Origin of the sequence: Streptomyces sp. NPDC001980 (assembly GCF_040296885.1) — a bacterium.
Taxonomy (GTDB): Bacteria; Actinomycetota; Actinomycetes; order Streptomycetales; family Streptomycetaceae; genus Streptomyces.
Window position 1 is genome coordinate 281,493 of record NZ_JBEOYD010000010.1, and the last position, 23,558, is coordinate 305,050.

General features: G+C 70.6%; 16 protein-coding genes and 1 tRNA gene. 12 read left to right on the forward strand and 5 right to left on the reverse strand.

Features of this window, described 5'->3' with window-relative positions:
• The first annotated feature begins 122 nt into the window (after positions 1-122).
• Positions 123-2,111 (forward strand): FAD/NAD(P)-binding protein, encoded by a 1,989-nt coding sequence (locus ABT137_RS18410; RefSeq protein WP_351709846.1) that lies wholly within the window; start codon positions 123-125, stop codon positions 2,109-2,111.
• Positions 2,112-2,301: 190 nt separating this feature from the next.
• Complete coding sequence (locus tag ABT137_RS18415) at positions 2,302-2,871, forward strand: DedA family protein (protein ID WP_502984533.1); 570 nt, start codon at positions 2,302-2,304, stop codon at positions 2,869-2,871.
• A gap of 27 nt (positions 2,872-2,898) precedes the next feature.
• Here ABT137_RS18415 and ABT137_RS18420 read toward each other — a convergent pair whose 3' ends face one another.
• Positions 2,899-3,141, reverse strand: a complete 243-nt coding sequence (locus tag ABT137_RS18420) for a DUF2277 domain-containing protein (RefSeq protein ID WP_351709852.1) — start codon at positions 3,139-3,141, stop codon at positions 2,899-2,901.
• Positions 3,142-3,232: 91 nt separating this feature from the next.
• Between ABT137_RS18420 and ABT137_RS18425 the strand changes: the two genes are divergently transcribed.
• Positions 3,233-4,153, forward strand: coding sequence for a ketopantoate reductase family protein (locus tag ABT137_RS18425; protein ID WP_351709855.1), 921 nt, complete (start codon positions 3,233-3,235; stop codon positions 4,151-4,153).
• Here ABT137_RS18425 and ABT137_RS18430 read toward each other — a convergent pair.
• Positions 4,150-4,725, reverse strand: coding sequence for a phosphoribosylanthranilate isomerase (locus ABT137_RS18430; RefSeq protein WP_351709858.1), 576 nt, complete (start codon positions 4,723-4,725; stop codon positions 4,150-4,152). The two genes, ABT137_RS18425 and ABT137_RS18430, sit on opposite strands and share 4 nt — an antisense overlap.
• 474 nt (positions 4,726-5,199) lie before the next feature.
• Between ABT137_RS18430 and ABT137_RS18435 the strand changes: the two genes are divergently transcribed.
• From ABT137_RS18435 to ABT137_RS18465, 7 genes are all read left to right on the forward strand, one after another.
• Positions 5,200-6,546 (forward strand): alpha/beta hydrolase family protein, encoded by a 1,347-nt coding sequence (locus ABT137_RS18435; RefSeq protein ID WP_351709861.1) that lies wholly within the window; start codon positions 5,200-5,202, stop codon positions 6,544-6,546.
• A 315-nt stretch (positions 6,547-6,861) separates the two neighbouring features.
• Complete coding sequence (locus ABT137_RS18440; RefSeq protein WP_351709864.1) at positions 6,862-9,114, forward strand: HAMP domain-containing protein; 2,253 nt, start codon at positions 6,862-6,864, stop codon at positions 9,112-9,114.
• A gap of 15 nt (positions 9,115-9,129) precedes the next feature.
• Positions 9,130-10,590 carry a poly-gamma-glutamate synthase PgsB gene (gene pgsB, locus ABT137_RS18445; protein WP_351709867.1) on the forward strand — a complete coding sequence of 487 codons (1,461 nt, stop codon included), beginning with the start codon at positions 9,130-9,132 and terminating at the stop codon, positions 10,588-10,590.
• Positions 10,587-11,069, forward strand: a complete 483-nt coding sequence (locus ABT137_RS18450; protein WP_351692173.1) for a poly-gamma-glutamate biosynthesis protein PgsC/CapC — start codon at positions 10,587-10,589, stop codon at positions 11,067-11,069. The genes pgsB and ABT137_RS18450 overlap by 4 nt, the downstream gene beginning before the upstream one ends.
• A gap of 44 nt (positions 11,070-11,113) precedes the next feature.
• Complete coding sequence (locus ABT137_RS18455; protein WP_351709870.1) at positions 11,114-12,193, forward strand: NlpC/P60 family protein; 1,080 nt, start codon at positions 11,114-11,116, stop codon at positions 12,191-12,193.
• Positions 12,194-12,249: 56 nt separating this feature from the next.
• Entirely contained in the window at positions 12,250-14,382 is a 2,133-nt protein-coding gene (locus ABT137_RS18460; RefSeq protein WP_351709873.1) for a mannosyltransferase YkcB-related protein, read from the forward strand.
• Between the two features lie 128 nt (positions 14,383-14,510).
• Complete coding sequence (locus ABT137_RS18465) at positions 14,511-14,840, forward strand: DUF8825 domain-containing protein (RefSeq protein ID WP_351709876.1); 330 nt, start codon at positions 14,511-14,513, stop codon at positions 14,838-14,840.
• A gap of 46 nt (positions 14,841-14,886) precedes the next feature.
• Here ABT137_RS18465 and ABT137_RS18470 read toward each other — a convergent pair.
• Positions 14,887-14,958: transfer RNA gene (locus ABT137_RS18470), tRNA-Val, on the reverse strand.
• Positions 14,959-15,164: 206 nt separating this feature from the next.
• Here ABT137_RS18470 and ABT137_RS18475 point away from each other — a divergent pair.
• Complete coding sequence (locus ABT137_RS18475; protein ID WP_351709879.1) at positions 15,165-16,553, forward strand: hypothetical protein; 1,389 nt, start codon at positions 15,165-15,167, stop codon at positions 16,551-16,553.
• A gap of 70 nt (positions 16,554-16,623) precedes the next feature.
• Positions 16,624-17,160: a DUF4383 domain-containing protein gene (locus ABT137_RS18480; protein WP_351709882.1), complete on the forward strand. Its 537-nt coding sequence runs from the start codon at positions 16,624-16,626 to the stop codon at positions 17,158-17,160.
• Between the two features lie 122 nt (positions 17,161-17,282).
• Here ABT137_RS18480 and ABT137_RS18485 read toward each other — a convergent pair whose 3' ends face one another.
• Positions 17,283-17,447, reverse strand: coding sequence for a hypothetical protein (locus ABT137_RS18485; RefSeq protein ID WP_351709885.1), 165 nt, complete (start codon positions 17,445-17,447; stop codon positions 17,283-17,285).
• A 94-nt stretch (positions 17,448-17,541) separates the two neighbouring features.
• Entirely contained in the window at positions 17,542-23,457 is a 5,916-nt protein-coding gene (locus ABT137_RS18490) for an RHS repeat-associated core domain-containing protein (RefSeq protein WP_351709888.1), read from the reverse strand.
• Positions 23,458-23,558: the final 101 nt, after the last annotated feature.

The following is a 23,558-nucleotide window of genomic DNA, read 5'->3' on the forward strand; positions in this document are numbered from 1 at the left end:
CTGTGTTGCGTGGGGCGCGCGTTGGCAACTGTTAACCGCGACGGCATGATGAGGCGGACCGTCCGCTTCCTGTTCCCGTGCGGGCGGTGTCCCTGCCCTGCGCCCCCACTCGCCCGGGAGTCATGTCGTTGTCCTCCTCCCCCCAGGAGTCCGTCCAAAAGTCCGCCCAGGAGTCCGTCCAGAAGTGCGTCCAGGAGCCCGTGCCGGTCTCCGTCGCCCTGGTCGGCGCCGGCCCGCGCGGCACCAGCGTCCTGGAACGCCTCTGCGCCTCCGCCCCCGAACTGCTGCCCCCGGGACGGCGTCTCACGGTCCACGTGATCGACCCGGCGCCACCGGGCCCGGGCCGGGTCTGGCGTACCACGCAGTCGGCGGAGCTGCTGATGAACACCGTGGCGAGCCAGGTCACCCTGTTCACCGACGACAGCGTGGACTGCGCGGGCCCCGTCCGGCCCGGCCCCAGCCTGCACGCGTGGACGGCCGGTACGGCCGGTACCGCCGGCAACGAGCTGGGTCCCGACGACTACCCGACCCGCGCCCACTACGGCCGCTACCTGGAGTGGGTGTTCGCGCGGACCGTCTCCAGGGCACCGGCGGCCGTCCGCGTCGAGACCCACCGCACCCGTGCCGTACGGCTCGACGACGACCCCGACGGCCGTCACCAGACGCTCACCCTCGACGACGGCCGCACCCTGCGCGGCCTGGCGGCGGTGGTGCTGGCCCAGGGCCACCTCCCGGCGACGCCGTACGCCGCGGAACGCCGGCTCTCCGCCCACGCCGCCCGGCACGGCCTCCGGCACATCCCGCCCGCCAACCCGGCCGACGTCGACCTCACCCCGCTCGCGCCCGGCGAACCGGTGCTGCTGCGCGGCCTCGGCCTCAACTTCTTCGACCACCTGGCCCTGCTGACCACCGGCCGGGGCGGCCGTTTCACCCGCACCCCCGACGGCTCCCTGCGCTACACCCCCTCCGGCCGCGAGCCCCGCCTGTACGCGGGCTCCCGGCGCGGCGTCCCGTACCAGGCACGCGGCGACAACGCGAAGGGCCCGTACGGCCGCCACACCCCGCTCCTGCTCACCCCCGAGGCGATCGCGGGCTTCCGCGAACGCGCGGCATCCGGCGCGGCACCCGACTTCCTCGCGGAGATCTGGCCGCTGGTCGCGAAGGAGGTGGAGACGGTCTACTACTCCGCCCTGACCGGCGACCCGGAGTTCACCGCGCGCTTCCTCGCGGCCGACGGCCGGCGCGCGGAGACCGCCGTACTCGACGCCCACGGCGTGCCGGAGACGGACCACTGGTCCTGGGAGCGCCTCCAGCACCCGTACGGGGACCGGAAGTTCGCCGATCCCGCGCAGTGGCGGGCCTGGCTCCTGGCGTACCTGCGCGAGGACGCGGCACAGGCCGCCCTCGGCAACGTGCGCGGCCCGCTCAAGGCCGCCCTGGACGTGCTGCGCGACCTGCGCAACGAGATACGGCTGATCGTCGACCACGGCGGCCTGGCCGGCGCCTCCCGGCGGGCCCACCTGGACGGCTGGTACACCCCGCTCAACGCGTTCCTGTCCATCGGCCCGCCCCGCCGCCGCATCGAGGAACTGGCCGCGCTGCTGGCGGCGGGCGTGGTGGAGGTGCTCGGCCCGGGGGTGGAGGTGAACCACACGGACGGCGCGGACGGCGCCTGGGTGGCCCGCTCTCCCGAGGTCCCCGGCTCGGAGGTCCGCGTGACCACCGTCGTCGAGGCCCGCCTCCCGGAGCCGGACCTGCGCCGCACCGCCGACGAACTGCTGGCCGGCCTGCTCCGCGAGGGCGCCTGCCGCCCGCACGTGGTGGACGGCCACGAGACCGGCGGCGTCGACGTCACACCCCGCCCGTACCGCCTCGTCGACCGCCACGGCCGTCCGCACGCACGCCGGTTCGCCTTCGGGGTGCCCACCGAGGGGGTGCACTGGGTGACCGCGGCGGGAGCCCGGCCGGGCGTGGACTCGGTGACCCTGTCGGACGCGGACGCGATAGCACGGGCGGTACTGCGGACGGCGGCGGCCGAGGGGGAATCACGGACGGAGGCGCAGCGGGACCAGCCGGCGGCGGCCGAACGGCACACGCCGGTCGCCGTATGACGCCGCGTGGCACACGCATGACCATTCCCCGATAACCGTTTGCCGAACATACGAGCCCCCCGTGACACTCCTGTCACACCCCCCGCGTACGCTGTATGGCTGTCGTCGGGGGGCGCAACAGGACAATCGCGGGGGAACCGTCGTGTGGGAAAGCATGGGGTCGCTGGAGGCCGGGCCATGGATATACGCCATGGTCGCCCTCTCTGTGCTGCTTGACGTGTTCCTCCCGGTCCTGCCGAGCGGAGTACTCGTCATCACCGCGGCCACGGCAGCGGCGGCGGGCACCGGCGCGTCAGCCGGACGGGTCCCGCCCCACGCCCTGCCGGACATCCTGGCGCTGACCCTCTGCGCGGCCACCGCGTCGGTCCTCGGCGACCTGTTCGCCTTCCGGCTGGCCCGGCGCGGCGGAGCCCGCCTGGACCGCGCCATCGCCCGCTCCCGACGGCTGAGCAGCGCGCAGGAACGTCTCGGCGAGGCCCTGTCCCGGGGCGGCGGCGCGCTGGTCGTCCTGGCCCGTTTCGCCCCGGCCGGCCGCTCGATCGTCTCCCTCGGCGCCGGCGCGACCCACCGCAGCGTCCGCGACTTCCTCCCCTGGTCCGCCCTGGCAGGCCTGACCTGGGCGATCTACAGCGTCGCCCTCGGCTGGCTGGGCGCCCAGTGGCTGGGCGCGACCTGGATGGCGACGGCGGTGTCGGTGGCGGCACTGTTCGGCGCGGGGGCCGGGGCCGGGTACCTGATGCGAAGACGCCGGCCGACGTAACAGCCATTACAGCCGCGGGCAGCACGCTCAGCCCCCGCCCACGGCCCCCGGCGCAGCCGCCTGCCCCCGCACCTCCAGTCCCCCCAACAACGCGGCAGTGGCCTCCGCAACCGCGTCCACCGCCCGCTCGAACACCTCCCGGTTGTGCGCGGCCGGCGCCCGGAACCCGGACACCTTCCGCACGTACTGCAACGCGGCAGCTCGGATCTCCTCCTCAGTGGCCTCCTCGGCCAGCTGAGGCGGACGCAGGGTCTTGATACTCCGGCACATGTCCCCAGTCTCCCGCAGACCCCCTCCTTCCTGCGAGGATCTTCCAGAGGCGGCCACCGCTCCCGGGGCCGACCGACGAGAGGACAACTCCATGCCGAACACCCCGAACGCACCCATCCCCCGCCTTACCGTCGCCGTCCTCGGCCCCGGCGGTGTCGGCGGCCTGCTCGCGGCCCTGCTCTCCCGCTCCGGCCACCGCGTCCTCTGCCTCGCGGGCGAGGAGACGGCACACACGCTCCGTACCACCGGAATCCAGGTCCGCAGCGCGCAGTTCGGCGACTTCACGGCCCCCGTCGACGCCGACACGGCCCTCCGCGAACCCGTCGACGCCTGCCTGGTCACCGTCAAGGCCACCGCCCTGGACGCGGCCCTCACCCGGATCCCGCCCGCGGCCCTCGGCGACGCCCTCCTCGTCCCGTTCCTGAACGGCGTGGAACACCCCGCGCTGCTGCGCGCCCGCTACGCCCCCGACCGCGTGGCCCCGTCCGTGATCCGCGTCGAGTCGACCCGCACGGCCCCCGGCGTGATCGAGCACACCAGCCCGTTCGCGGAGATCGACCTGACCGGCGCCAAGGTCCCCCGCCCCCGCCTGGAGGCCCTCGCCGAAGCCCTGACCGCCGCCGGCCCGGCCACCCGCGTCCTGGACGACGAGACCACCGCCCTGTGGGCGAAGATGGCGTTCCTCGCCCCGTTCGCCCTCCTCACCACCCGCTACGCCCTCCCCCTCGGCGAGGCCCGCACCCGGCACCGCGAGGAACTGGCGTCTCTCGTGGCGGAGACGGCAGCCGTCAGCCGCGCCTGCGGCGCCCCCGTCGACCCGGCCCAGGCCCTGGCCCGGTACGACGCCTTCCCGCCCGCCGCCAAGTCCTCGATGCAGCGTGACGCGGAGGCCGGACGCCCCCTCGAACTCGACGCGATCGGGGGCGCGTTGCTGCGCGCGGCGGACCGGCACTGCGTACCCGTGCCGGTGACGGCCCGCATCGTCAGGGAGTTGCGCGAGGCCGGACGCTAACCGGCGTGCCGCCCGGGGGTGCGGGCTGCGGCGACGAAGGCAGCCATCTTCTCGCGGCTCTTGACCCCCGGCGCGGTCTCGACGCTGCTGGAGACGTCCACGCCGTAGGGCCCGAACTCCTCGATGACACCGGCCACGTTGTGCTCGTCGAGGCCCCCGGCGATCACCACCTTCCCCGGCACCTCACCGACCCAGTCGGGGATGTCCGCGAACACGCCGCTGCCCGCGCTGGCGTCGTAGAAGAAGTACCGGAGCGCCTCCGGCTTCTCGGGCGGGGTGCCGGAGGCGAGGGCGAGGTTCGGGATGTCGGCCGGCTCGTAGATCTGGATGACGTCGAAGTGCTCGGCGACGGCGGCCGTCTCGGCGTGGGTCAGGGCCACGGCGAAGACAGGGATCCGTCCACGGGCGTATCCCGCGAGCGCCACGGCCCGTTCGGGCGGGCAGTACCGCTTGCTCTTCGGCGTCACGACGATCCCGACGGCGTCGTACCCCAGCTCGACGGCCCAGTCGATCTGCTCCTCCCGGGTGAGCCCGCACACCTTCACGAACGCCGGCTGCCGCTGCCCGCTCATCCTGTCCTTGCTCCGTTCTCCCGCCCGGCGGGAACGTGATCGTGCCCTCGCCCCCAGGCTCTCATCGCGGGCCGGGGCCGGGCGGGAGCCCCGACGGATCGCGACCCCTCTCCCCCGGCCTCGCCGCCTCCCGGGCACCCGCGGCGTGCGGCGCTGACCTGCGTGCGCGCCGCGCAGTGCGGACCCACGAGCCGACAGGTCGTCAGACCGCAGTTCCCCGTGTGGTCACCGACGCCGGCAACCGAGTCAACCTGCCGCCGAGCGGCTTGACTTGACGCGTGTGCTCGGCCGCACCACAGGGGCGCGGCCGACGCCATGGAGCGCCGGATCAGCGGCCCGTGACAGGGCTCGGTATCCGGTACGTGAGGTCACCACGGGGTCATCCGGGGCGCGTGGGTCCGTGGGCGGCTGTCGCGGTACGGTGTGCGGCAGTCGATCGCCCGTTCTGTGATCGCTGACCCACGAGGGGGTTTCATGAATCACCGCCGCCTGCGCCACCGTCGCAGATTGATCGCCGTAGCGGTCGGCTCTGCGGGTGCGCTGGCCGTTGCACTGGGTGTGGGGCTGACCTCGGCGATGGCCACCGGGACGTCGTCCGCCACGCCTGCGCCCACCGCGTCCTCGTCCGCCACGAGCACGCCCTGGGCGCCCGAGAACGACGAGAAGCCGCTGGGCCACCAGAAGGCCGCCCTGCACCCTCAGACTCTCTCGGCCGGCCGCAAGGCCGCGTCCGCTCTGCAGCTCAAGATGCCCGCACCGAGCGGGAAGTACAGCGTGGGCATGGTCGGCCTGCACCTCGTCGACAAGTCCCGTACGGACCCATACGTGTCCGGCAGCAAGTCCCGCGAGCTGATGGTGTCACTCTGGTATCCGGCCACCTCGACGTCCGGGCACTACCAGGCGCCGTGGATGCCGTCGATCTCCGGCGCCCACTTCCTCGCCACGCGCGGGCTGTCGCCGCAGCTGGTGACCCTGCCGACCACGGCGGGCCATGTTCTCGCCCCGGTGAACACCGCGCTCGGCAAGCTGCCCGTCCTGCTGTACTCGACCGGGCTGCACTCGGACCGTGCGATGGGCACCGCGCTCGTCCAGGATCTCGCCAGCCGCGGCTACCTCGTCGTCACCGTCGACCACACCCACGACGCCAACGAGGTGCAGTTCCCGAAGAGCCGGCTCGAGGTCAACACGATGCCTGCGGGCGCCCACTCCTCCGACACGCTCAAGGTGCGCGCGGCCGACATCAAGTTCGTCATCAACCAGCTCTCCACGCTCAGCAAGGGCGGCAACCCGGACGCCGGCAAGGCCACCCTCCCCGTCGGGCTGACGAAGTCGGTCGACATGTCGAAGATCGGGATGTTCGGCTGGTCGCTGGGCGGCGCGGCGGTCGACACCGCCATGCAGCTCGACAGCCGTATCGCCGCCGGTGCCAACCTGGACGGCCAGTTCTTCGGGACAGCTCCGAGCAAGGACCTGAACCGCCCCTTCATGCTCTTCAGCTCCGGCAGCCACAACCGCAACAACGACTCGTCGTGGCGCACGCTGTGGTCGCACCTGAAGGGATACAAGGTCGACATCAAGCTCAAGGGCGCGGCGCACCTGTCCTTCAGCGACAACGAGTGGATGGTGTCCCAGGAGGCGCGCCTGCTCGGGCTCTCCCAGGCACAGCTCCAGCAGCAGTACGGCACGATCGACCCGGACCGCGCGATCGCGGTCCAGCGCGTCTATCTGGCGGCCTTCTTCGACCAGGAGCTGCGCAAGAAGCACAGCACCCTGCTCGACGGGTCCAACAGCAAGTACCCGGAGATCTCTTTCGTCCCCTGACCGGACATCCGGCCGAACTGCCGGCCGGACAGCTGACCGGACATCCGAAGGGCGGGTCCTGCTCGTGGGTCCGCCCTTCGGCTCGCCGTGGGCCCGCACGTGTCGGCCGTCGTATCCGGCGGCCCGGTTCACACGTACGAAACAGGCGTGAAAGTGTGATGGTTATGTAATCGCGTGACGCTAGAGTGTTCGCCCTGTAGAACATTCGGGCGCTCGGCGCCAATTGACAAAGGATCTCCTGCCCTGCCCTCCGCCCCTCGGGCGCCGCGCCGGCACCGCACCCGCCGCCGCGCCGATATGCCGATACTTGGCGGGGTGCGCCCGCCGATCGCCTCACTGGTCGTACTCCTGCTGGTGGTCGCCGCCCTGACCATGATCGGCCTCGACGGCATCCATTCCGCGGGCGTCCCGCAGGCGGTGTCGGACGGGGAGCAGCAGATCGCCGCCGACACGGCCCTGTCGATGCGCACCACGATCGACGCCGAGGCGAGCACGGTACGCCGTACGGCCAAGGCGTATCCCGCGACGAGCACATCGACCCCCGCGACCACGCTCAAAGCACTGACTTCTGCCAGGAAGGGGATCCTCGGCAGTGCGCTGCTCGACCCGAAGACCGGCAAACTGCTGGCGGTCGGCGGCAAGACGGTGCAGCTGGCCGGGGTGGACGTCGCCAGGACGGCATCCGGGCACGGGGCGATCCCGCCCCGGCTGGTGACGTCGGACGGCACGCGGCAACTGCTGTACTTCGCCAAGGTCACGCTGCCCGCGCAGCAGGAGGACGCCAACCAGGACCAGAACCAGGTCCCCAGCGGGCCCGACCGGCAGTGGCTGCTGGTGGTCTCCGAGGCGCTCCCCGCCCCCACGGCGTACGGCGACGGACGCACCGCCGAGGTGCTGGACGCGAGCGGCACCGCGCTCGCCACCACGTCCCACGGCACGGCGTCGCCGGCCGCCGCCGACAGCGGTCTGCCTTCGGCGGCGGCCCAGGCGGCGAAGGGGTCGGGGCATGACACCGACGCCTCGGGAAGCCTGCTCGGCGCCGCCACGGGCAACCGGCGCACGGTGGCCGGCTGGGCCCAGGTCGCTTCGACGACCGGTCCGGGCGACACCGACGACCTCGGTCTGGTGGTGCTCACCTTCCGCACGGTGCCCGCCACGGCCACCGCGGTCGACTACTCGGGCTTCGCGCTCCAGGCCGCGGGGGCGCTGGTCGTGCTCGCGCTGCTGCTCGGGCTGGCGCTGCACTTCTTCCTGCAGCGGCCGCTGCTGTGGCTCTACCTGTCCGCCGGCCGCCTGGCCCGGGGCGCGACCGAGGACGGGCCGGCCGCGTGGGAGGAGCTGTCCCGGCCGGTGCCGGTGAACGGCTTCGGGGAACTGGCCCGGATCGGGCGGGCACTGGAGTCGCTGCGCCGGCAACTGCTCGGCGAGAGCGGCCCGCAGGAGTTCCCGGTCCGGCGCGGACCGGGCTACCGGGCGCTGGCCGGGGTCGGCGTGCTGGTGCTGGTCTGCTGGGCGGCGCCGATGATCTTCGTGCTGAACCGGGCGGACACCGCGACCGCGGTGCCGGCTTCGGTCCTCGCCGTCCAGCAGACACGCACCGAGATCGCGTCGAACCGGGTCCGGCAGTCCCTCGACCAGCTCTACACCGACCTGAGTGACGCGGCCGCAAGTCTGCCGGGCGGCAACCGGGCCGCCCAGACCGAGGTGCTGCGCCGCACCCTCGCCGACCACAAGCAGTTCCGCTCGCTGTATCTCCTGGACAGCTCGGGCGGCATCTCGCTGCGCGTGGGCGGGTCACCGCTGCGCACCATCGTCCACGTGCCCGGCGGCGGCGGGATCACCACCGTCAACACCTCGGGCCGGATCCCGGCGATCGCCGCCTACACCCAGGTCCGGGCCGTCCAGGGCAAGACCCCGGCGGCCGGCGTGGTCCTGTTCGGCGAGATCGACGTGAAGGCACTCAACTCCATTCTCTCCAGACCGAAACTGGGCAGCGTCTGGGTGACGGACGGCGACGACAAGGTGCTGGCTGCGAACGTGGGCTACCGCGCCTTCCAGTCGCTGCCCGACTCCGGTCTGAGCCGTCTCGCCCGCGCCACCCAGGGCGCCCCGGGGACCGCGGGCACCGCGACCTCGCGGGTCCTCCGCACGTCCTCCGGTCCATCGGTCGACGGTGCCGCACCGCTGGCGCAGAGCGGTCCGACGGCCCGCCTCGGCTGGCACGTGGTGACCGCGGAACCCGCGGCAGCGCTCCAGATTCCCGCGGTGCAGGCCGAGCAGCGCACCATGCTCGCGGGGATCCTCGGCCTCACCCTGGGCGCTGCCTGCCTGGGCTGGCTGCATGTCCTGGTGGTCCGGCCGCTGCGCTCGGTCGCGGTGCTCGTCGAGCGGCTCGCCGGCGGAGACCGCCGCACCGTGCTGCACCCGGTCAACCACGACGAGATCGGCTCGGTCACCCGCAGCCTGGAACTGATGCGCCAGGCCCTGGCGGAACGCGACCGGGCGGCCAGATCCGGCCACGCCGCCGGGCCCTCCCCGTCCCTGCGTCAGACCACCCTCCAGCGGTAGAAGGACGGAATCGGCGTGCTCTTCCTCTATGTCATAGTCCTGCTGTGCTGCGCCGGGCTGTGGGTCGCCGGAATCGTGGAGCAGCGGCGGCACTTCGCCTCGCTGGAGCAGATACCGACGCGGGTGCTGGTCAACGGCATCCGCGGCAAGAGTTCGATCACCCGGCTGTGCGCGGGCGCGCTGCGCGGCGGCGACCTGGTCACGGTGGCCAAGACCACCGGCACCGCGGCCCGGTTCATCCATCCGGATGCCACCGAGGAGCCGGTGTACCGCAAGTTCGGGCTGGCCAACATCGTCGAGCAGATAGGCATCGTGCGGCGGGCGGCGACCTACCGGCCGGACGTGCTGGTGATCGAGTGCATGGCGGTGATGCCCGCGCTGCAGGAGATCAACCAGGAGAAGCTGATCCGTTCCACGATCGGCGTGCTCTGCAATGTCCGCGAGGACCATCTGGAGGAGATGGGGCCGACGCTGGACGACGTCGCCCGCTCGCTCTCCCGCTCGATGCCGGTGGGCGGGGTGTGCGTGACGGCGGAGAAGGACCGGCTGCACGTCCTCCAGGAGGAGGCCGACAAGCGGAACTGCCGTCTGATCGCGGTCGATCCGGAGTCGGTGACCGACGCCGAGTTGCGCGGCTTCAGCTGGTTCACCTTCAAGGAGAACGTGGCGATCGCGCTCGCCGTCGCGGAACTGCTCGGCGTGGAGCGGCAGACCGCGATGCAGGGCATGTGGGACGCGCCGCCCGACCCGGGCGTGCTGTCGGTGGAACGCTACGTCACCCCCGAGGGCAAGCAGCTGCGGTTCGCCAACGTCTTCGCGGCCAACGACCCCGAGTCGACGCTGATGAACGTCCAGCAGCTGGAGGATCTGGGCGCGATCAGACGGCCCCTCAACGTGGTCATCAACTGCCGCCCGGACCGGGTGGAGCGCAACGGCCAGATGGGCGCGATCATCCCCGACCTCGCCGCCGAGACGGTGTTCCTGATCGGCCACCCGACCAAGAGCGCCCGCGACGCGATTCCGGCCGGCTTCACCGGGCGGGTGGTGGATCTCGGCGGCGACCGCCGGGACCCCGAGGAGGTGACCGAGGCGATCCTCGCGGAACTCGGCCCGGCCTCCTCGCTGGTGGCGATCGGCAACATCCACGGCCAGGGCGAGCTGTTCCTGGAATGCCTCGCCGGGCTGCCGCTGGACGACTCCGAGGATCCGTTCGCCGCCGTTCCCCAGGGCGACGGCCTGGACCAGGAGACGATGCAGATCGCGCTGGTCCGGCCGCAGGTCGCGATGGCCCGGCCGCCCGAGCCGGAGCCGTACAGCTGGGTGGCGCCGCTGGAGACGACCCACAGCTTCCACATCCCGAATCAGCGGGAACTCGCCCGCCAGTTCGCCGCCCGCCACGGCCGGCCCGACAGCCAGAGCGCCACAGAGGACCCGCGCTACTCCTACGATCAGCCCCAGTCCACGAGGAACCCGTGATCCCCGCCCACCTCACCGCACAGACCGCCGCGCTCGGGATCGCCCTCGGGCTGGTCTTCTCGCTCGTCTGCTACCTGACCACCAACCTCTCCCCCGGAGGGATGATCACCCCGGGCTGGATCGCCCTCACGCTCGTCACCGACGTGCAGTTGGCCGGGCTGATGGTCGTTGTGGCGGTGCTCACGTACTTCACGACGAAGCTGCTGCAGCGCACCGTGATTCTCTACGGCAAGCGGCTGTTCGCCGCCGTGGTGCTGAGCGCGGTGCTGATACAGACCACCGTGATGCTCGCCCTCAGCCACGAGTTCCCGCTGCTGTACACATCACAGACCCTTGGCTTCATCGTCCCCGGTCTGGTCTCCTACCAGATGGTCCGTCAGCCGATGGCGGCCACGATCATCTCGACCACGGCCGTGACGCTGGCCACGTACGTGGTGCTGGTCTCCGGTCTGCTCATCGGCGTCCTGCCCACCGGGTGACCTGACCACCACCCTCACACCCCGTACTTCCAGGAGGATCGGCCATGCACTCCCACTCCGCCGGCAGAGGCAGCCGCCCGAACCGCCGCGCTCTGCTCGGGACGATCGCGGGCGTGGCGGCCGCCGGGGTGACGGGCGGGTACGCCTGGAACCGGCTCGGGCACGGCAGCAGCGACGACGGTGACGGCACGGCCGCCGACGGCACGGGCACCGGTTCGAGCACCGGGAAGCGGACCTTCGAGCGGCTGTCCGCCCCCGACCGCACCGTGGTCCGTGCCGCCGACGGCGGCACGCTCGCCACGTTCACCGACGGAGCCCGTACGGCCGTGCTCACCGGGCGCACCCGCAGCTTCAGCGAGCCGCGGACCACCGAGGCCAAGGTGACCACGGACGCCTGGGTGCGGGTGCTGCCGCACACGTGGCAGCGGGGCATGGAGAAGTCCGCCTGGTTCGAAAGCTGGTTCAGCAAGACGCTCGGCGACACCAGCCCGGACGTCTTCGCGGTGGCGTTCCAGTACAGCAGCGCCGGGGCGCCCGACAAGCACAACGCCAAGGGCGTGCGCTACGCGGGTACCGCACACTTCGGCCCGCGCAATTCCGAGGTCAACAACCCGTTGGACTTCGCTTACCACGACGAACAGTCCGACTTCTACGACTATCTGGGCGTTCCCTGGACCTTCCCGGACGGCTCCAGCGTGCAGCCGGAGCAGGCCCGCTACGGCGACGTCGACTGCTCCGGCTTCCAACGTCTGGTGTGGGGCTACCGCATGGGCATCCCCCTGCACAACACCAACACCAAGGGCACCGGTCTGCCGCGCCGCGCCTTCGCCATCGCCGCCTATGGTCCCGGCCGCCTGGTGATCCCGCACACCGGCACGAAGCAGGCCACCGACCTGGGCATCCTGCAACCCGGCGATCTGGTGTTCTTCGCCATCATCAAGGACCGGCCGGACTTCATCGATCACTGCGGCATGTACATGGGCCTCGACGACCAGGGCCGACACCGCTTCTACTCCAGCCGCTCCGCCGCCAACGGCCCCACCCTGGGCGACCTGTCGGGCCGCTCGCTGCTGGACGGCACCGACTTCTACGCCCGCGGCTTCCGGTCGGCCCGCCGCCTGTGATCCCGCCGCCAGTGCACCGCGGCTCCACCTGACCTGCTGATCCAAGGACCACTGCCATGACCGCCATCCCCGCCGCCCGGCCCACCGGAGCGCACCGAGGCCGCCGGGCGGCGAACCGCCGATCCGGCCTGCCGGAAGACGCCCCGCGCTGGGAACGCCCGGCGCTCGCCGCGGTGCTGGCCGTCGCCACGCTGCTGTACTCCTGGGGCATCGGCCACGCCGCGCTCCACCCCTTCTACGGTGCGGCGATACGGTCGATGGCCGGCAGCTGGCGGTCCTTCTTCTTCGGCGGGCTCGACGTCAGCGGTTCGGTCAGCATCGACAAGCTGCCCGGCGCCCTGTGGCCCGACGCCGTCTCCGTCTGGCTCTTCGGCCCGCACACCTGGGCGGCCGCTCTTCCGCAGGTCGTCGAGGGCGTGCTCACCGTATGGCTGCTGCACCGGATCGTACGGGCCTGGGCCGGGCCGTTCGCCGCGCTGATCGCCGCGCTGGCGCTCACCGTCACCCCGGTCACCGTGGTCCTCAACCGGGCCACCATCCCGGACACCGCGCTCACTCTGCTCCTGGTGGCGGCCGCCGGAGCGCTGCAGAAGGCGGTGCGCACCGAGCGGCTGCTGCCGCTGATCACCTGCGGGATCTGGGTCGGGCTCGCCTTTCAGGCGAAGATGCTGCAGGCGTGGCTGGTGCTGCCGGTCTTCGCCGTGGTGTACCAAATCGTCGCGCCCGGAACGCCGTTGAAGCGGGCCGTGCGCGTCCTGCTGGCCGGAGCGGTCGCCTTGGCTGTCTCCTGCTTCTGGGTACTGATCGCCTGGGCGACACCGGCCGCCGACCGCCCGTACCTCGACGGAACGTCCGACAACAACCCGTTCGCCCTGGTCTTCGGCTACAACGGCCTGAGCCGCTTCAGCAGCGATTCCACCGCGTTCGGCGCCGTCGCCGGCACCGCCACCAGCCGCACCACCGGCAACACCGGCTGGGACATGCTGATCAACCAGACGGTCGGCCCCCAGGTCGCCTGGTTCCTGCCGCTCGCCGTGCTCGCCGCGGTCCTCGGCATCGTCTGGCGCGCCGGTCAGCCGCGAACCGACATGGTCCGCGCGGGATTTCTGCTGTGGGGCGGCTGGCTGGCCGTGCACGCCGTGGTGTTCAGCGCCTCCAACGGCAACCACGCCTACTACATGGCCGTCATCGCCCCGGCGCTCGCCGCACTGGCCGGCGGCGGGCTCGCGCTCTTCCGGTCGGAGTACGAGTCGGCGTACGCGCCGACGGACGGGTCGACGGACGGGTCGGGACACGAACCGGAACACGGATCGGAGTACGAGCCGGAGCAGGGACCGGAACACGGATCGGAGCACGAGCCGGAGCCCTGGTCGCCGTACCTGTCGGCGTACGGTTCGGAGGGCTGGTCGCCGCACGTGTCACCGTACGAATCCGAGCACGGGTCGGCGCACGAATCGGAGCACCGGTCCGAGGGCGAATCGGGCGGCCGACGGCACCTGGCGCTGCCGGCGGCGATCGTGCTGACGGCGGCATGGGCGCTGGTGCTCGACTGGCCCACCCGATTCGTCTCCTGGCTGCTGCCGGTCGCCGTGATGCTCGCGCTGTGCGGCGTGGTGGGCCTGTGGACCCGTGGCCCGCGCACCTCCTCGCGGATGGTCCACGCGGCCCTCGCCTCCGGAATCGCGGCCACCCTGGTCGCACCGGCCGGCTGGGCCGCCTCCAGCCTCAACCCGCTCTACGCGGGCGCTGCCACCGCGCCGATAGCCGGTCCGGTCGGCAACGCGTACTACGACAGCGTCCGTCAGCACCACGCTCCGCAGCGGATAGGTCTCGACAAGCCCAGCGCCCGCGACACCGCCCTGCTCGACTACCTCACCGAGCACCGCAAAGGCGAGAAGTACCTGCTGGCCACCCAGGCCGCCTACGGCGCCGAGCCCCTGCTGCGCGCGAAGTCCGAACCCATCCTCGTCATGGGCGGCTTCACCGGCAACACCCCCTTCCCCACCGCCCGGCAGCTCGGCAGCCTCGTCGCCGCCCACCAGCTGCGCTATGCGCTGCTCACCACCCAGCGCCCCACCACCGCGGTCACCACGTGGGTGAAGTCCCACTGCACCCCTGTCCAGCCCACCGCCTACGGCCGCAGCGCCGGCGGCAGCTTCACCCTCTACGACTGCAACGCCCAGAAGTAGGACCGCCGGGCGCGCGCCCGAGAGGCGCCGGGGATCAGCGCTGGTCCCCGGCCACCCGGCCACACTCGAACGCATGAACCCCATGAACGAGCTCGCCACTCAAATTCGAACAGGCGTACCATTGCCGCGTGGCTGCGACCTATGACTTTCCGAGTGACCTTCTCGCCGGTCAGGAGGAGCTGCATCAGGTCCGGGCCGAGCTGTCGGCCCTGCTGAAGCGGCTCCCCTGGTCGGTCGTGCCGCTGGACGGATTCAGCGACGACAGCGGCTGGCGCAAGGTGGAGCGTCCCGCCTCGCCGGGCTGGACCGAGGACCAACAGGCCGAAGTGGAGAAGCTGCGCCGCCGCGAACACGAGCTCGCGGTGTTCGTCAGCGGCCACCGCTTCTGGGCGGAGATAGCGGCACCGGACCGCATGGATGCCCGAAGCCGCCTCAAGCACGCACACGAGGAGGACTGAGAACGCGAGAAGACCCCGGCCGATCCGGCCGGGGTCTTCCTCGAAGTGGGCGCGGACGGTTTCGAACCGCCGACATCCTGCTTGTAAGGCAGGCGCTCTACCCCTGAGCTACGCACCCGAGACGATTCGACAGCCTACATCGTCCCTGGCTCTGTCCCGCAATTCCGTTTGAGCGGAGTCGGGGCGGGAGGCGAGCCGTTGCCCCCCGGCCGACGAAATGATCACGCGAATCGCGAACTGACCGCCCCGTGTGTTCGTCTTTCACGGGTGGGAGAATGATGTGGCCCCCACAGCACAGGGCGCACCGCGGCACGGGAGAGGGATGTGACGGCGACAACGGCGACACCCGGGCAGTCGTATACGCCTCCCGCACCGCCCCGGCGCGGTACCGCCGCCGCCCTCCGGGACGCCCTCGTCCTCATGAGTCTGCCGCTGGCGGCCGTGCTCGTGGTGCCCGGGGCGTTCGCCGGCGGGGGGACCCGGCGGTGGTTCGGGGGACGGGCCGAGAGCCAGCGGGCCGAGGCTCAGGCGGCCAAGGACGCCGCCGCGGCCGCCTTCTACGAGCTGGACACCGCCCAGCGGGATCTGCGGATCTCCATAGAGACCATCTCCGCCGTCGACGACTCGCCGGCCGCCCGTCGCGCCGTCTCCGACTTCGAGGCGCTGGGGCGGCGGATAGACGAGGTGAGCAACCGGTACATCCAGGCCATCGACGCCTATGACCTGGATCGGGACGATCTGGAGGCCGGTGCCGCGTCCCGGGCCCGGACCGAGATCACCCGGGCCAAGGACGATCTTGTCGGCGTCAAGCGGGAGCTGGACCGGTTCGGGGAGTCGCTCGGGCCTCTGCTCGGCAAGGCCGAGACGCAGTTGGCGCGGCTCGCGCCCGCCGTGGAGCGGGCCCGGCAGGCGCTGCTGGCGGCGAGCAACGCCCTGGACGCCGTGCGGGAGACCCGGCTCAAAGCCGATGATCTTGCGGCTCGGCTGGCCGCCCTCGCCCCTGAGTTGACCAAGCTCAACCAGGGTGCCGGGCAGCATGGTGTGCAGGCGACGCTGGAGCGGGCCGGGCGCGTGCAGCGGGAGGCCGAGGCCATCCGCGTCGAGGCCGAGCGGCTGCCGGAGAAGGCCGCCGAGATCGATCACCGGCTGGTGAGTCTGCGGACGCGCGCACAGGCGCTGACCACCCGGGCGGGGCAGGTCGACCCGGTGCTGAGCGAGCTGCGGCGGCGGTTCGCCGCGGCCTGCTGGCAGGATCTGCAGCAGGTGCCCCAGCAGGCCGTGGAGAATGTACGGCAGGCCGAGCTCAAGCTGAAGGAGGCGCAGACCGCGCGGGACGCGCAGAAGTGGGCGGACGCCGCCTCGCTGCTCTCCACCGTGCGGGCGCTGCTCAACAGTACGGACGAGGCGGTGTCCGCCGCCGGTGACCGGCTGAGCCGGCTCAACGCCGTACAGAAGGATCCGCAGGCGGAGATCGAGCGGACCCGGTTCGCGATCCGGGACGCGCAGCGGCTGGCGATGACCGGACGGACCAGCCCGGATCCGCGGCACGCGCGGCCGCTGGACGACGCGGTGGCCCGGCTGGATCGGGCGGTCGGGGCGCTGCAGGGGCGGCACCCGGACTACTGGCACTTCCTGACGGAGACCGAGGCGGTACGGCAGTCGGTCGCGCGGGTGGTGGCGCAGATCCGGGAGGATCGCGGCACCGGCCACTGAGGCGTTTGCCGAGGAGCCGCACCGGGCGGATATTGGGTAGGCGACCCGCATTCGAGATCAGGAGGCGGAGATGGCCTCACATACGGCGCACCCGGGGGCGCGGCAGCGGATCAAGTTCGACGAGGCACTGCCCGTCGACCACCGGCTGAACCAGGTCTACCGGATCGGGGCGGGCCTGATGGGCCTGTTCCTGCTGGCCTTCGGGATCCTCGGGCTGACCAACAACATCGGCTTCTTCGACACGGGCGGGAACACCGCGATCGGCCTGAACACCAACGGCGCGCTGAGCGTGCTGTCGATCTGTGTCGGGCTGCTGCTCTTCGTCGGGATGGTGATCGGCGGGAACTTCGCGTCCACGCTGAACATGGTGCTCGGCGTGCTGTTCATCCTGAACGGCTTCCTGTTCCTGGGCCTGCTCAGCACCGACTCGAACTTCCTGGCCTTCAAGATCCAGAACGTGCTGTTCAGTTTCGTGGTGGGCCTCGTGCTGATGGTGTTCGGGATGTACGGCAGGGTCAGCACGAACCTGCCGCACGACAACCCGTACTGGCGGGCCCGCCACCCCGAGGGGGAGCAGCGGGCTGGATCAGAGGTTCAGGCGCGGTAGGCGAGTAGTACGCGTTCGGGGAGGACGCGATCGCCGAATTCGCTATCGCCCGGTCGCGCCTGTCGACCGCCGCCAAATGGGGCATCAGCCGCTACGCCGCACTGCTCTGCCATGGACATGTGTCACTTCGAACGCCACTCCAAAATCCATGCAACGGCAAGCAGCAGGACAGCGACTTGGAAGTTGGGCAGCCCTGCTCCTGAATCAAAAAATATTTCCAACATCACGCCGATAAGCGCAGTTGCGATGCCAACAAAGAACAGGGCGGCTGATTTTGAGTAACGCATACGATCCTTCTCTTGAATCTATGACGACAACAGGGGCCGCCTCTTCTCGTGAGTTACACCAGAGGAGGCGGCCCCAGTTGACTACTTTCAGGAATCAGCAGCTAGAAACCCAGGGATAGGCCCACGCGCTATACCCACCGTAGGGAATCTGCGTCCACCGGCCGACGACCAGCGACTCTCCCGCGACGATGGCCAGGCATTTCCCGTGGTTCCTCGCGTACTGAGCCGTGGCTTGGATCCAGGAACCGCTTATCAGGATTGCTGCGGCAATCGCGGCGCCGGGTAGGCCGAAAAGCGCCGCAATTCCTGCTGCTGGACCGTAGATGTACCCCGCGTACCCGTTGATACGGCGGGTCCACGTCTTGTTGAACACCGCGGATGCATACGCGGTTCCGTAGCTGCTTCCGAAACCCTGAGTCCATATCCTGGCCCAGACGCGACCCCAGGAGAAGTGGTAGGTGTGGCTCCATGACCAACGGCCATCGAGATCGAGACGGTTGACCGGGTCCCCGCTGCAGTAATCGTAGGCGTTGGCACTGCCTCCGGGGAGGGGATCAGTACTCAGGAAACGTCCCAGGGAGGGGTTGTAGAGGCGAACGCCCATGAGTGTGTCGCCGGTCGGGGTCTCGGTGGAACGTTGCGCTCCGCCGAGCCAGTCGTAACGTGCGGGGGCCGTACCGGCGAGGGGATTGCCGTATTCGTCGGTGGCCAGGACGATGACGGCGGTGTTGGCGTCGTTGGTGGGCAGGGCCATGCTGACACCACCGTGCAGGTTGGTCAGTTGCAGGACGACGTCACCGTTTGCGGAGGCGTAGGTGGCTCCCAAGTCGCCGTCGAGATCGGTGACGTTGCGGGTGTAGGCACCGGTAGAGGTGTTCTCCACCGTCCAGGACGGGGAGTCCGAGGACCCGTCGTAGTGGTTGACCCTGGATGCGGTCTGGGTCCAGGTACCGGATGTGTTGGATTCGGTGGTGTAGGCGCGGAAGCGGTTGGCGGGATCAAGTTGCCAGGTGGTGCGCTTGCTTCCGCTCGTCTGCCGGTAGGCGAGATCGTTGGTGTAGTAGGCGGTTGTGGTGCCGTTCGGCTCGGCGGTGGTGCGGCCGAACGCGTCGTAGGTGTAGCCGGTGTCGGCCAGGCGGTCAGCGGTGTCGTAGGTGTGGGTGACGGTGGTACCACCGCTGGTCGGGCAGGTGGGTGTGCTGACGCCGGTGGTAGTCGCGCCGGTGGCTGTGGTCAGGCCGGTGCGGTTGGAGTCTTTGTCGAAAGCGTAGGTGCGCGCGGTGCAGCTCTGCGCCTGTCCTTGGATGACGGTTTCGCTCGTGTGAGTCAACCGGCCGAACGCGTCGTAGGTGTAGGTGTCGTTGAGGCCGAGGCCGCCGGAGGTGGACAGGGCCCGGGTGACCTCCTGTCCGCTGGCGGAGAGGCCTGCCTGGTCGGAGACCAGGACGTTGCCGGACTTGTCGGTGTAGATCCGTGCGGTGCTCTGGCCGGTCTCGTCGACGGTTGCGGTGAGGGTGACCGACCCGGGCAGGGTTTCGGTGGCCAGGGTGCCATCGGCGTCATAGGTGGCGGCGAAGGTGCCGGCGTTGGAGTCGGTCTCGGAGGTGGCCAGCCCGCGGGGGTCCTTGGTGGTGTCGTAGGTGTAGGTGAGTGTGGAGGGGGCGGAGTCGGTGACCTTGGTGGGGCGGCCGAGGCTGTCGTACTGGGTGCTGGCGGTGTTGCCGTCGGCGTCCGTGTACGTCATCAGCCGGCCGAGCTGGTCGTAGGCCTGGGTGTTCGTCTTGCCGTCCGGCGTGGAGCCGGAGGCCTCCTTCCCGGTGCTCGGGTCGTAGCTGGTGGTCGTGGTCTGCACCGCCTGGCCGACCCCGCCGGAGACCGAGGTCTGATACGGCCGGTCGGCGGTGTAGGTGGTCGTGGTAGTGCGGGTGACTCCGTTGGCGGTATACGTCACCGTGGCGGGCTGACCTGCGATCGTGTAGGTGGTCGTGATCGTCACGCGCTGGGCGGGGTTGGAGCCACCGCCGGTGATGTCGGCCGCCGGGGCGGTCCGGCAGACCAGGTCGGCCCACTCGGGGTGGCCGCCGCAGGGAGCCGAACCGGTCGCGGTGTAGTAGGTCGTCGTGGTGGTTCCCGCGTCCGAGCCGCTGGAGGACGGCTGGGATGTGGAGATGACCTGCCCGGCCGCGTTGTAGCCGGTCACCGTGGTGATCGCGAGACCGGAGGGGTCCACCACTGTTTTGACCGGCTCACCGAGCGTCCAGTCGTAGGACGTCTTGCGGGTGGTGGCGTCCGCGTCCGAGGAGTACCCGGTGATTGCCGCGCCGGTCACCGCGGTGGTTACCTCGTCGGAAACCTTGGCGGAGCCGTCGGTGGGCCGGTTCTCGTCGAAGGTGTTGCGGGTGTGGGTACGGGCGACGACCACGGCGCCGGCCGCGAGGGCGGCGGACGTGCCGGAGGCCGCCAAGGCATGTTGCAGGGTCACCTTGTGCAGCGCGCCGTAGGTGTCCGTCTCCCGCTGGCCCGTTGAGTCGTAGACGTTCTGGGTCGACAGGAGCGTGGCTCGCTGGGCGGTGCTCATCGAGGCCAGGCCGAGGGCGTTGAGCTCGCTGGTGGAGCCGCTTGCCAGGGCCAGTTCCCGGTTGCCAGCGGTGAGCTGGCGGACGGTGTTGCCGAAGGTGTCGTACTCAGTGGTGGCGATGTGCCCGCCCGCTTCCGCGGTATTGACCTCCAGTCCACTCACATCCAGGTAGTGAACGGTGGCTCGGGTGTAGTCGCCGGTGGCCAGGTGGCCGCTGCCGGTGTTGGAGGACGGTACCTGGTCGGCGGGGAAAACGGCCGTGGCGTCCGTGGGTGTGTCGGTCTGTGCCCAGGTGGCGACGCTGCTGGTGCCCATGGCGTAGGGGCCGCCGGCGCCGGTGGTCAGCGGCACGTCGTAGACCACAGTGGTGGTCGCGGTGCCGTTGGTGGTGGACGCCGAGCCCGGGGTGAGGGTGGCGCGGGAAACGTTCAGCAGGCGGCCTGCGTTGGTGTCGCCGCTGGTGCCGGCCGTGCCGTAGGTGAAGGACCACGGGAGCTCGCCGGGCGGGGTGAGGCTGGTGACCCGGCCGGCGGAATCGTAGCCGTACTGGGTGACCAGACTGGGGCTGATGCGCGGGTCCCATTCCTGACGGAGCAGACCGTTGCTGTCATAGGCGTACTGGGCGATGACCGTGGAGGTCTCGGCGCCGGTGGAGGGGTCGGTGGCCCAGCGGGTGAGCTTGGCGACGCGGCCGGTGTAGTTGCCGAAGGTGCCACTGGTGGTGCCGGTGGCGGTCGTCGACGTGGCGTAGTTGAGTTCCAGGACACGGCAGCCGGCCACCGGGGTGGCCGGGGTCAGGCAGGAGGTCCCCGGGTCGGAGATCGCCGAGGTCGGGGCCGCCATCCGGGCCAGGCGCACCGAGGTGGTGCTGCCGGAGGTGACGGTGTCGAACCGGTACCGGGTGGTGTTGCCCGAGCCGGCCGGGGTGGTGGAGGAGACTGTCCACACGCCTGCGTCGGCGGCGGACTTGGCGAAGACCGTGACCGTGCCGTCAGTGTCGGTGAGGGTGTACTGGTCGGCGGAGGAGTCGTAGACGAGGGTGTATTTCTCGGCTCCGGGCTCCGGGCTCCAGGAGCCGTTGCTGTTCTTGGTGAAGGCGACCTCGCTGCTGTCGGAGGTGACCAGCTGTACGGCGGTGGAGGTCACCGGGCGAATCTCGGTGTAGTTCGTGGAAGCGACCTCCGAGACGCCGCCGAGGGTCCACTGCGGGCCGAAGGGAGCCGCCTGCCCGGCCGGGGCTCCACCGCTCGGGCTGCGCGAGGAGGCGGTACGGATCACCGTCAGCCCCAACGCGGTGCTGTCGGCGCCCGAGAGCGAGTAGTCGCCGGTTGACAGGTTCACCGACCCGGGACCCACCTGCTCGCTCGCCGCTTCCGTGGACTTGCGGTCCAGGGTGACGGTCACGGCGGAGGTGTCGTGGCTCGCCGAAGAGGTGTCCGTGAACTCGGCACGGACCTGGACCGAGCCGTCATCGCCCAAGGTGCTGGAAACGTCCCAGACGAGCGGGGAAGAGGCGCCGCTCGTGACGGTCACCGGCCAACTGCTCACCGCGTTGCCGCCGGACGTCACGTCGGCGACCGGGATGGTGGTCCAGTTGTCGGTGGCGGATCGCCGGTACTGGAACTTCACCGACTGCCATGTCGATGACGCTGCGGCAGAGGTCAGCGTGACACGCCGCGCGGTCCTGGTGCCGTCGGTGGGCGAGGTGACAGCGCCGTTGCCCGCGTTGAAGCTGTAGACCGTCCACGCGGACAGGTTGCCGGCATTGTCGCGGGTCGAGACGGTCAGGGTGTGCGGGCCGTCCGCGGTCGGGGTGACGTTGACGCTCACCGCGCTGCCGGTGGTCGCCACGGTGTTCTGGGCCCCGGAGTCGAGCTGCCAGACGACACCGGAGGTGTCCGTGCCGCCGGAGGGCGGGGTGATGGTGAATGCGCCGCTCTGTCCGGCGCCCTTGCCCCAGCCGCCGGAGGGGTAGTCCGTGGAGGCGACCGCCGGCGCGCCGGGCTTGGTGGTGTCGACCGTGAAGACCAGTCCGTTCGGGACGGTCTGACGCGACCACAGGGAGCCGTCGTACCCGTAGGGCCACGCGGTGTAGGTGTGACCGTTCACCAGCGTTCCGGACGGGATGGAGGCGCTGGAGATACCTCCGGAGGCGGTCCAGCTGCCGTTGAGGTTGGAAATGACCTTGGTGTCGGCACCACCGGTGGTGTCGTAGACGTTCCACTGGGCCATGACGTTGCCGCCGTCGCCGTCGGTGACGGTCGACTGGAGCTGCGGGGTGGTCGTGTTGGTGTAGAGCGTCGTGGTGGAGCCGGAGACCGAGGAGACACCGGGCGCCACGGTGGGGGCGGACGGCATCGGGTACGAGTTGTAGGTCACCGACAGGTAGGGCACGTTGGCGGAGGCGTTGGCGGAGTAGAAACGCTTCCAGCTGTTGCTGTCCGTCTCGTCGGACGCCCTCAGGCCCATGTAGGCGACGTCGTAGCCGTTGTCACCGGCGTACTGGAGGAAGGTCGAGGGGTCGATGGAGACCCAGCCCTCCGCGCTGGAGGTGGTGCAGTCGCTGGAGTAGCCCTTGGTCTGGGAGGTCGTGGCGTACTTCGACTTCCAGACCGGCTGGTTCGACCAGACCGTGTCCGTGGAGGACTCTCCGGACTCCCACAGTTCCCACGGCGACTGGACACAGCCACCGGCCCAGTACTCGTAGAGGTTCAGCGACGAGGACAGGATCTGCGTGTTGTCGATCTGGAGGACCGGGAACTCCAGGAACGAGCGGGCGACGTCCGCGCCGCTGTCGTAGGTGCCCAGCTTCAGGTCGGTGGAGGTGTACTCGGCGGTCGTGTCGGTGTTCTCCACGAACGTGTCGAGCAGGGGAGAGAGGCTCGTGGAGGGGTCGACCGTGACCGGGTACTGCGTGTTGGGGTCGGCCAGGAACTTCGCGTCCGGGGTCAGGGTGAGATTCACCGTGTCGCCGGACTGGGACATGGTCATCTTCACCCGGGCGCGGTGCGGGTGCTCCAGGGAGCCGGCGTCGACCTGCGCGTCCCACATCACCGGCGCCGGTATGGTGCCGGCGACCTTGTGGTGGGCATCGGTGAAGGTGATCGAGCCGTTCTTGCGCTGCTTGGCCGTCAGCCCCTTCGCGGAGACCGGAATGGTCACCGAGTAACCGGCCTTGGGGCGCGACTTGAGGATCACGTTCTCCTCGAAGCCGGTCCGCGTCGCCTGCACGGTCACATCCGAGCCCGGAGTGACGTTCGCGTAGGTGGCGGTGGTTCCCTTGACCGAGGGCTTGGGAAGCGTGCCCTTCCAGCCGACCGCTACCCGGCGCTTGCCCGAACCCATGTCGGCGAGCACGGCGTTCTTGCCACCGGGCGCGAGAACCAGACCGTTCGGCTGGGCCTTGGGCGCTACAGAGCCCCCGGCGTTCACGTGCAGGGTCGTGTCGACGTCGACCCATTTCCCGGCTCGCTTGAAGCGGATCGGCGCGGCATATGACCGGGTGGTCAGGGTGCCGTTCGGATTTGCCCAAG

What these genes read in the sequence shown, in the direction of transcription:
- ABT137_RS18460 (WP_351709873.1), top strand. Translation starts at nt 12,250, where the DNA reads ATGACCGCCATCCCCGCCGCCCGGCCCACCGGAGCGCACCGAGGCCGC.
- ABT137_RS18425 (WP_351709855.1), top strand. Translation starts at nt 3,233, where the DNA reads ATGCCGAACACCCCGAACGCACCCATCCCCCGCCTTACCGTCGCCGTC.
- ABT137_RS18415 (WP_502984533.1), top strand. Translation starts at nt 2,302, where the DNA reads ATGGTCGCCCTCTCTGTGCTGCTTGACGTGTTCCTCCCGGTCCTGCCG.
- ABT137_RS18455 (WP_351709870.1), top strand. Translation starts at nt 11,114, where the DNA reads ATGCACTCCCACTCCGCCGGCAGAGGCAGCCGCCCGAACCGCCGCGCT.
- ABT137_RS18485 (WP_351709885.1), bottom strand. Translation starts at nt 17,447, where the DNA reads ATGCGTTACTCAAAATCAGCCGCCCTGTTCTTTGTTGGCATCGCAACT.
- ABT137_RS18410 (WP_351709846.1), top strand. Translation starts at nt 123, where the DNA reads ATGTCGTTGTCCTCCTCCCCCCAGGAGTCCGTCCAAAAGTCCGCCCAG.
- ABT137_RS18420 (WP_351709852.1), bottom strand. Translation starts at nt 3,141, where the DNA reads ATGTGCCGGAGTATCAAGACCCTGCGTCCGCCTCAGCTGGCCGAGGAG.
- ABT137_RS18480 (WP_351709882.1), top strand. Translation starts at nt 16,624, where the DNA reads ATGGCCTCACATACGGCGCACCCGGGGGCGCGGCAGCGGATCAAGTTC.
- ABT137_RS18435 (WP_351709861.1), top strand. Translation starts at nt 5,200, where the DNA reads ATGAATCACCGCCGCCTGCGCCACCGTCGCAGATTGATCGCCGTAGCG.
- ABT137_RS18430 (WP_351709858.1), bottom strand. Translation starts at nt 4,725, where the DNA reads ATGAGCGGGCAGCGGCAGCCGGCGTTCGTGAAGGTGTGCGGGCTCACC.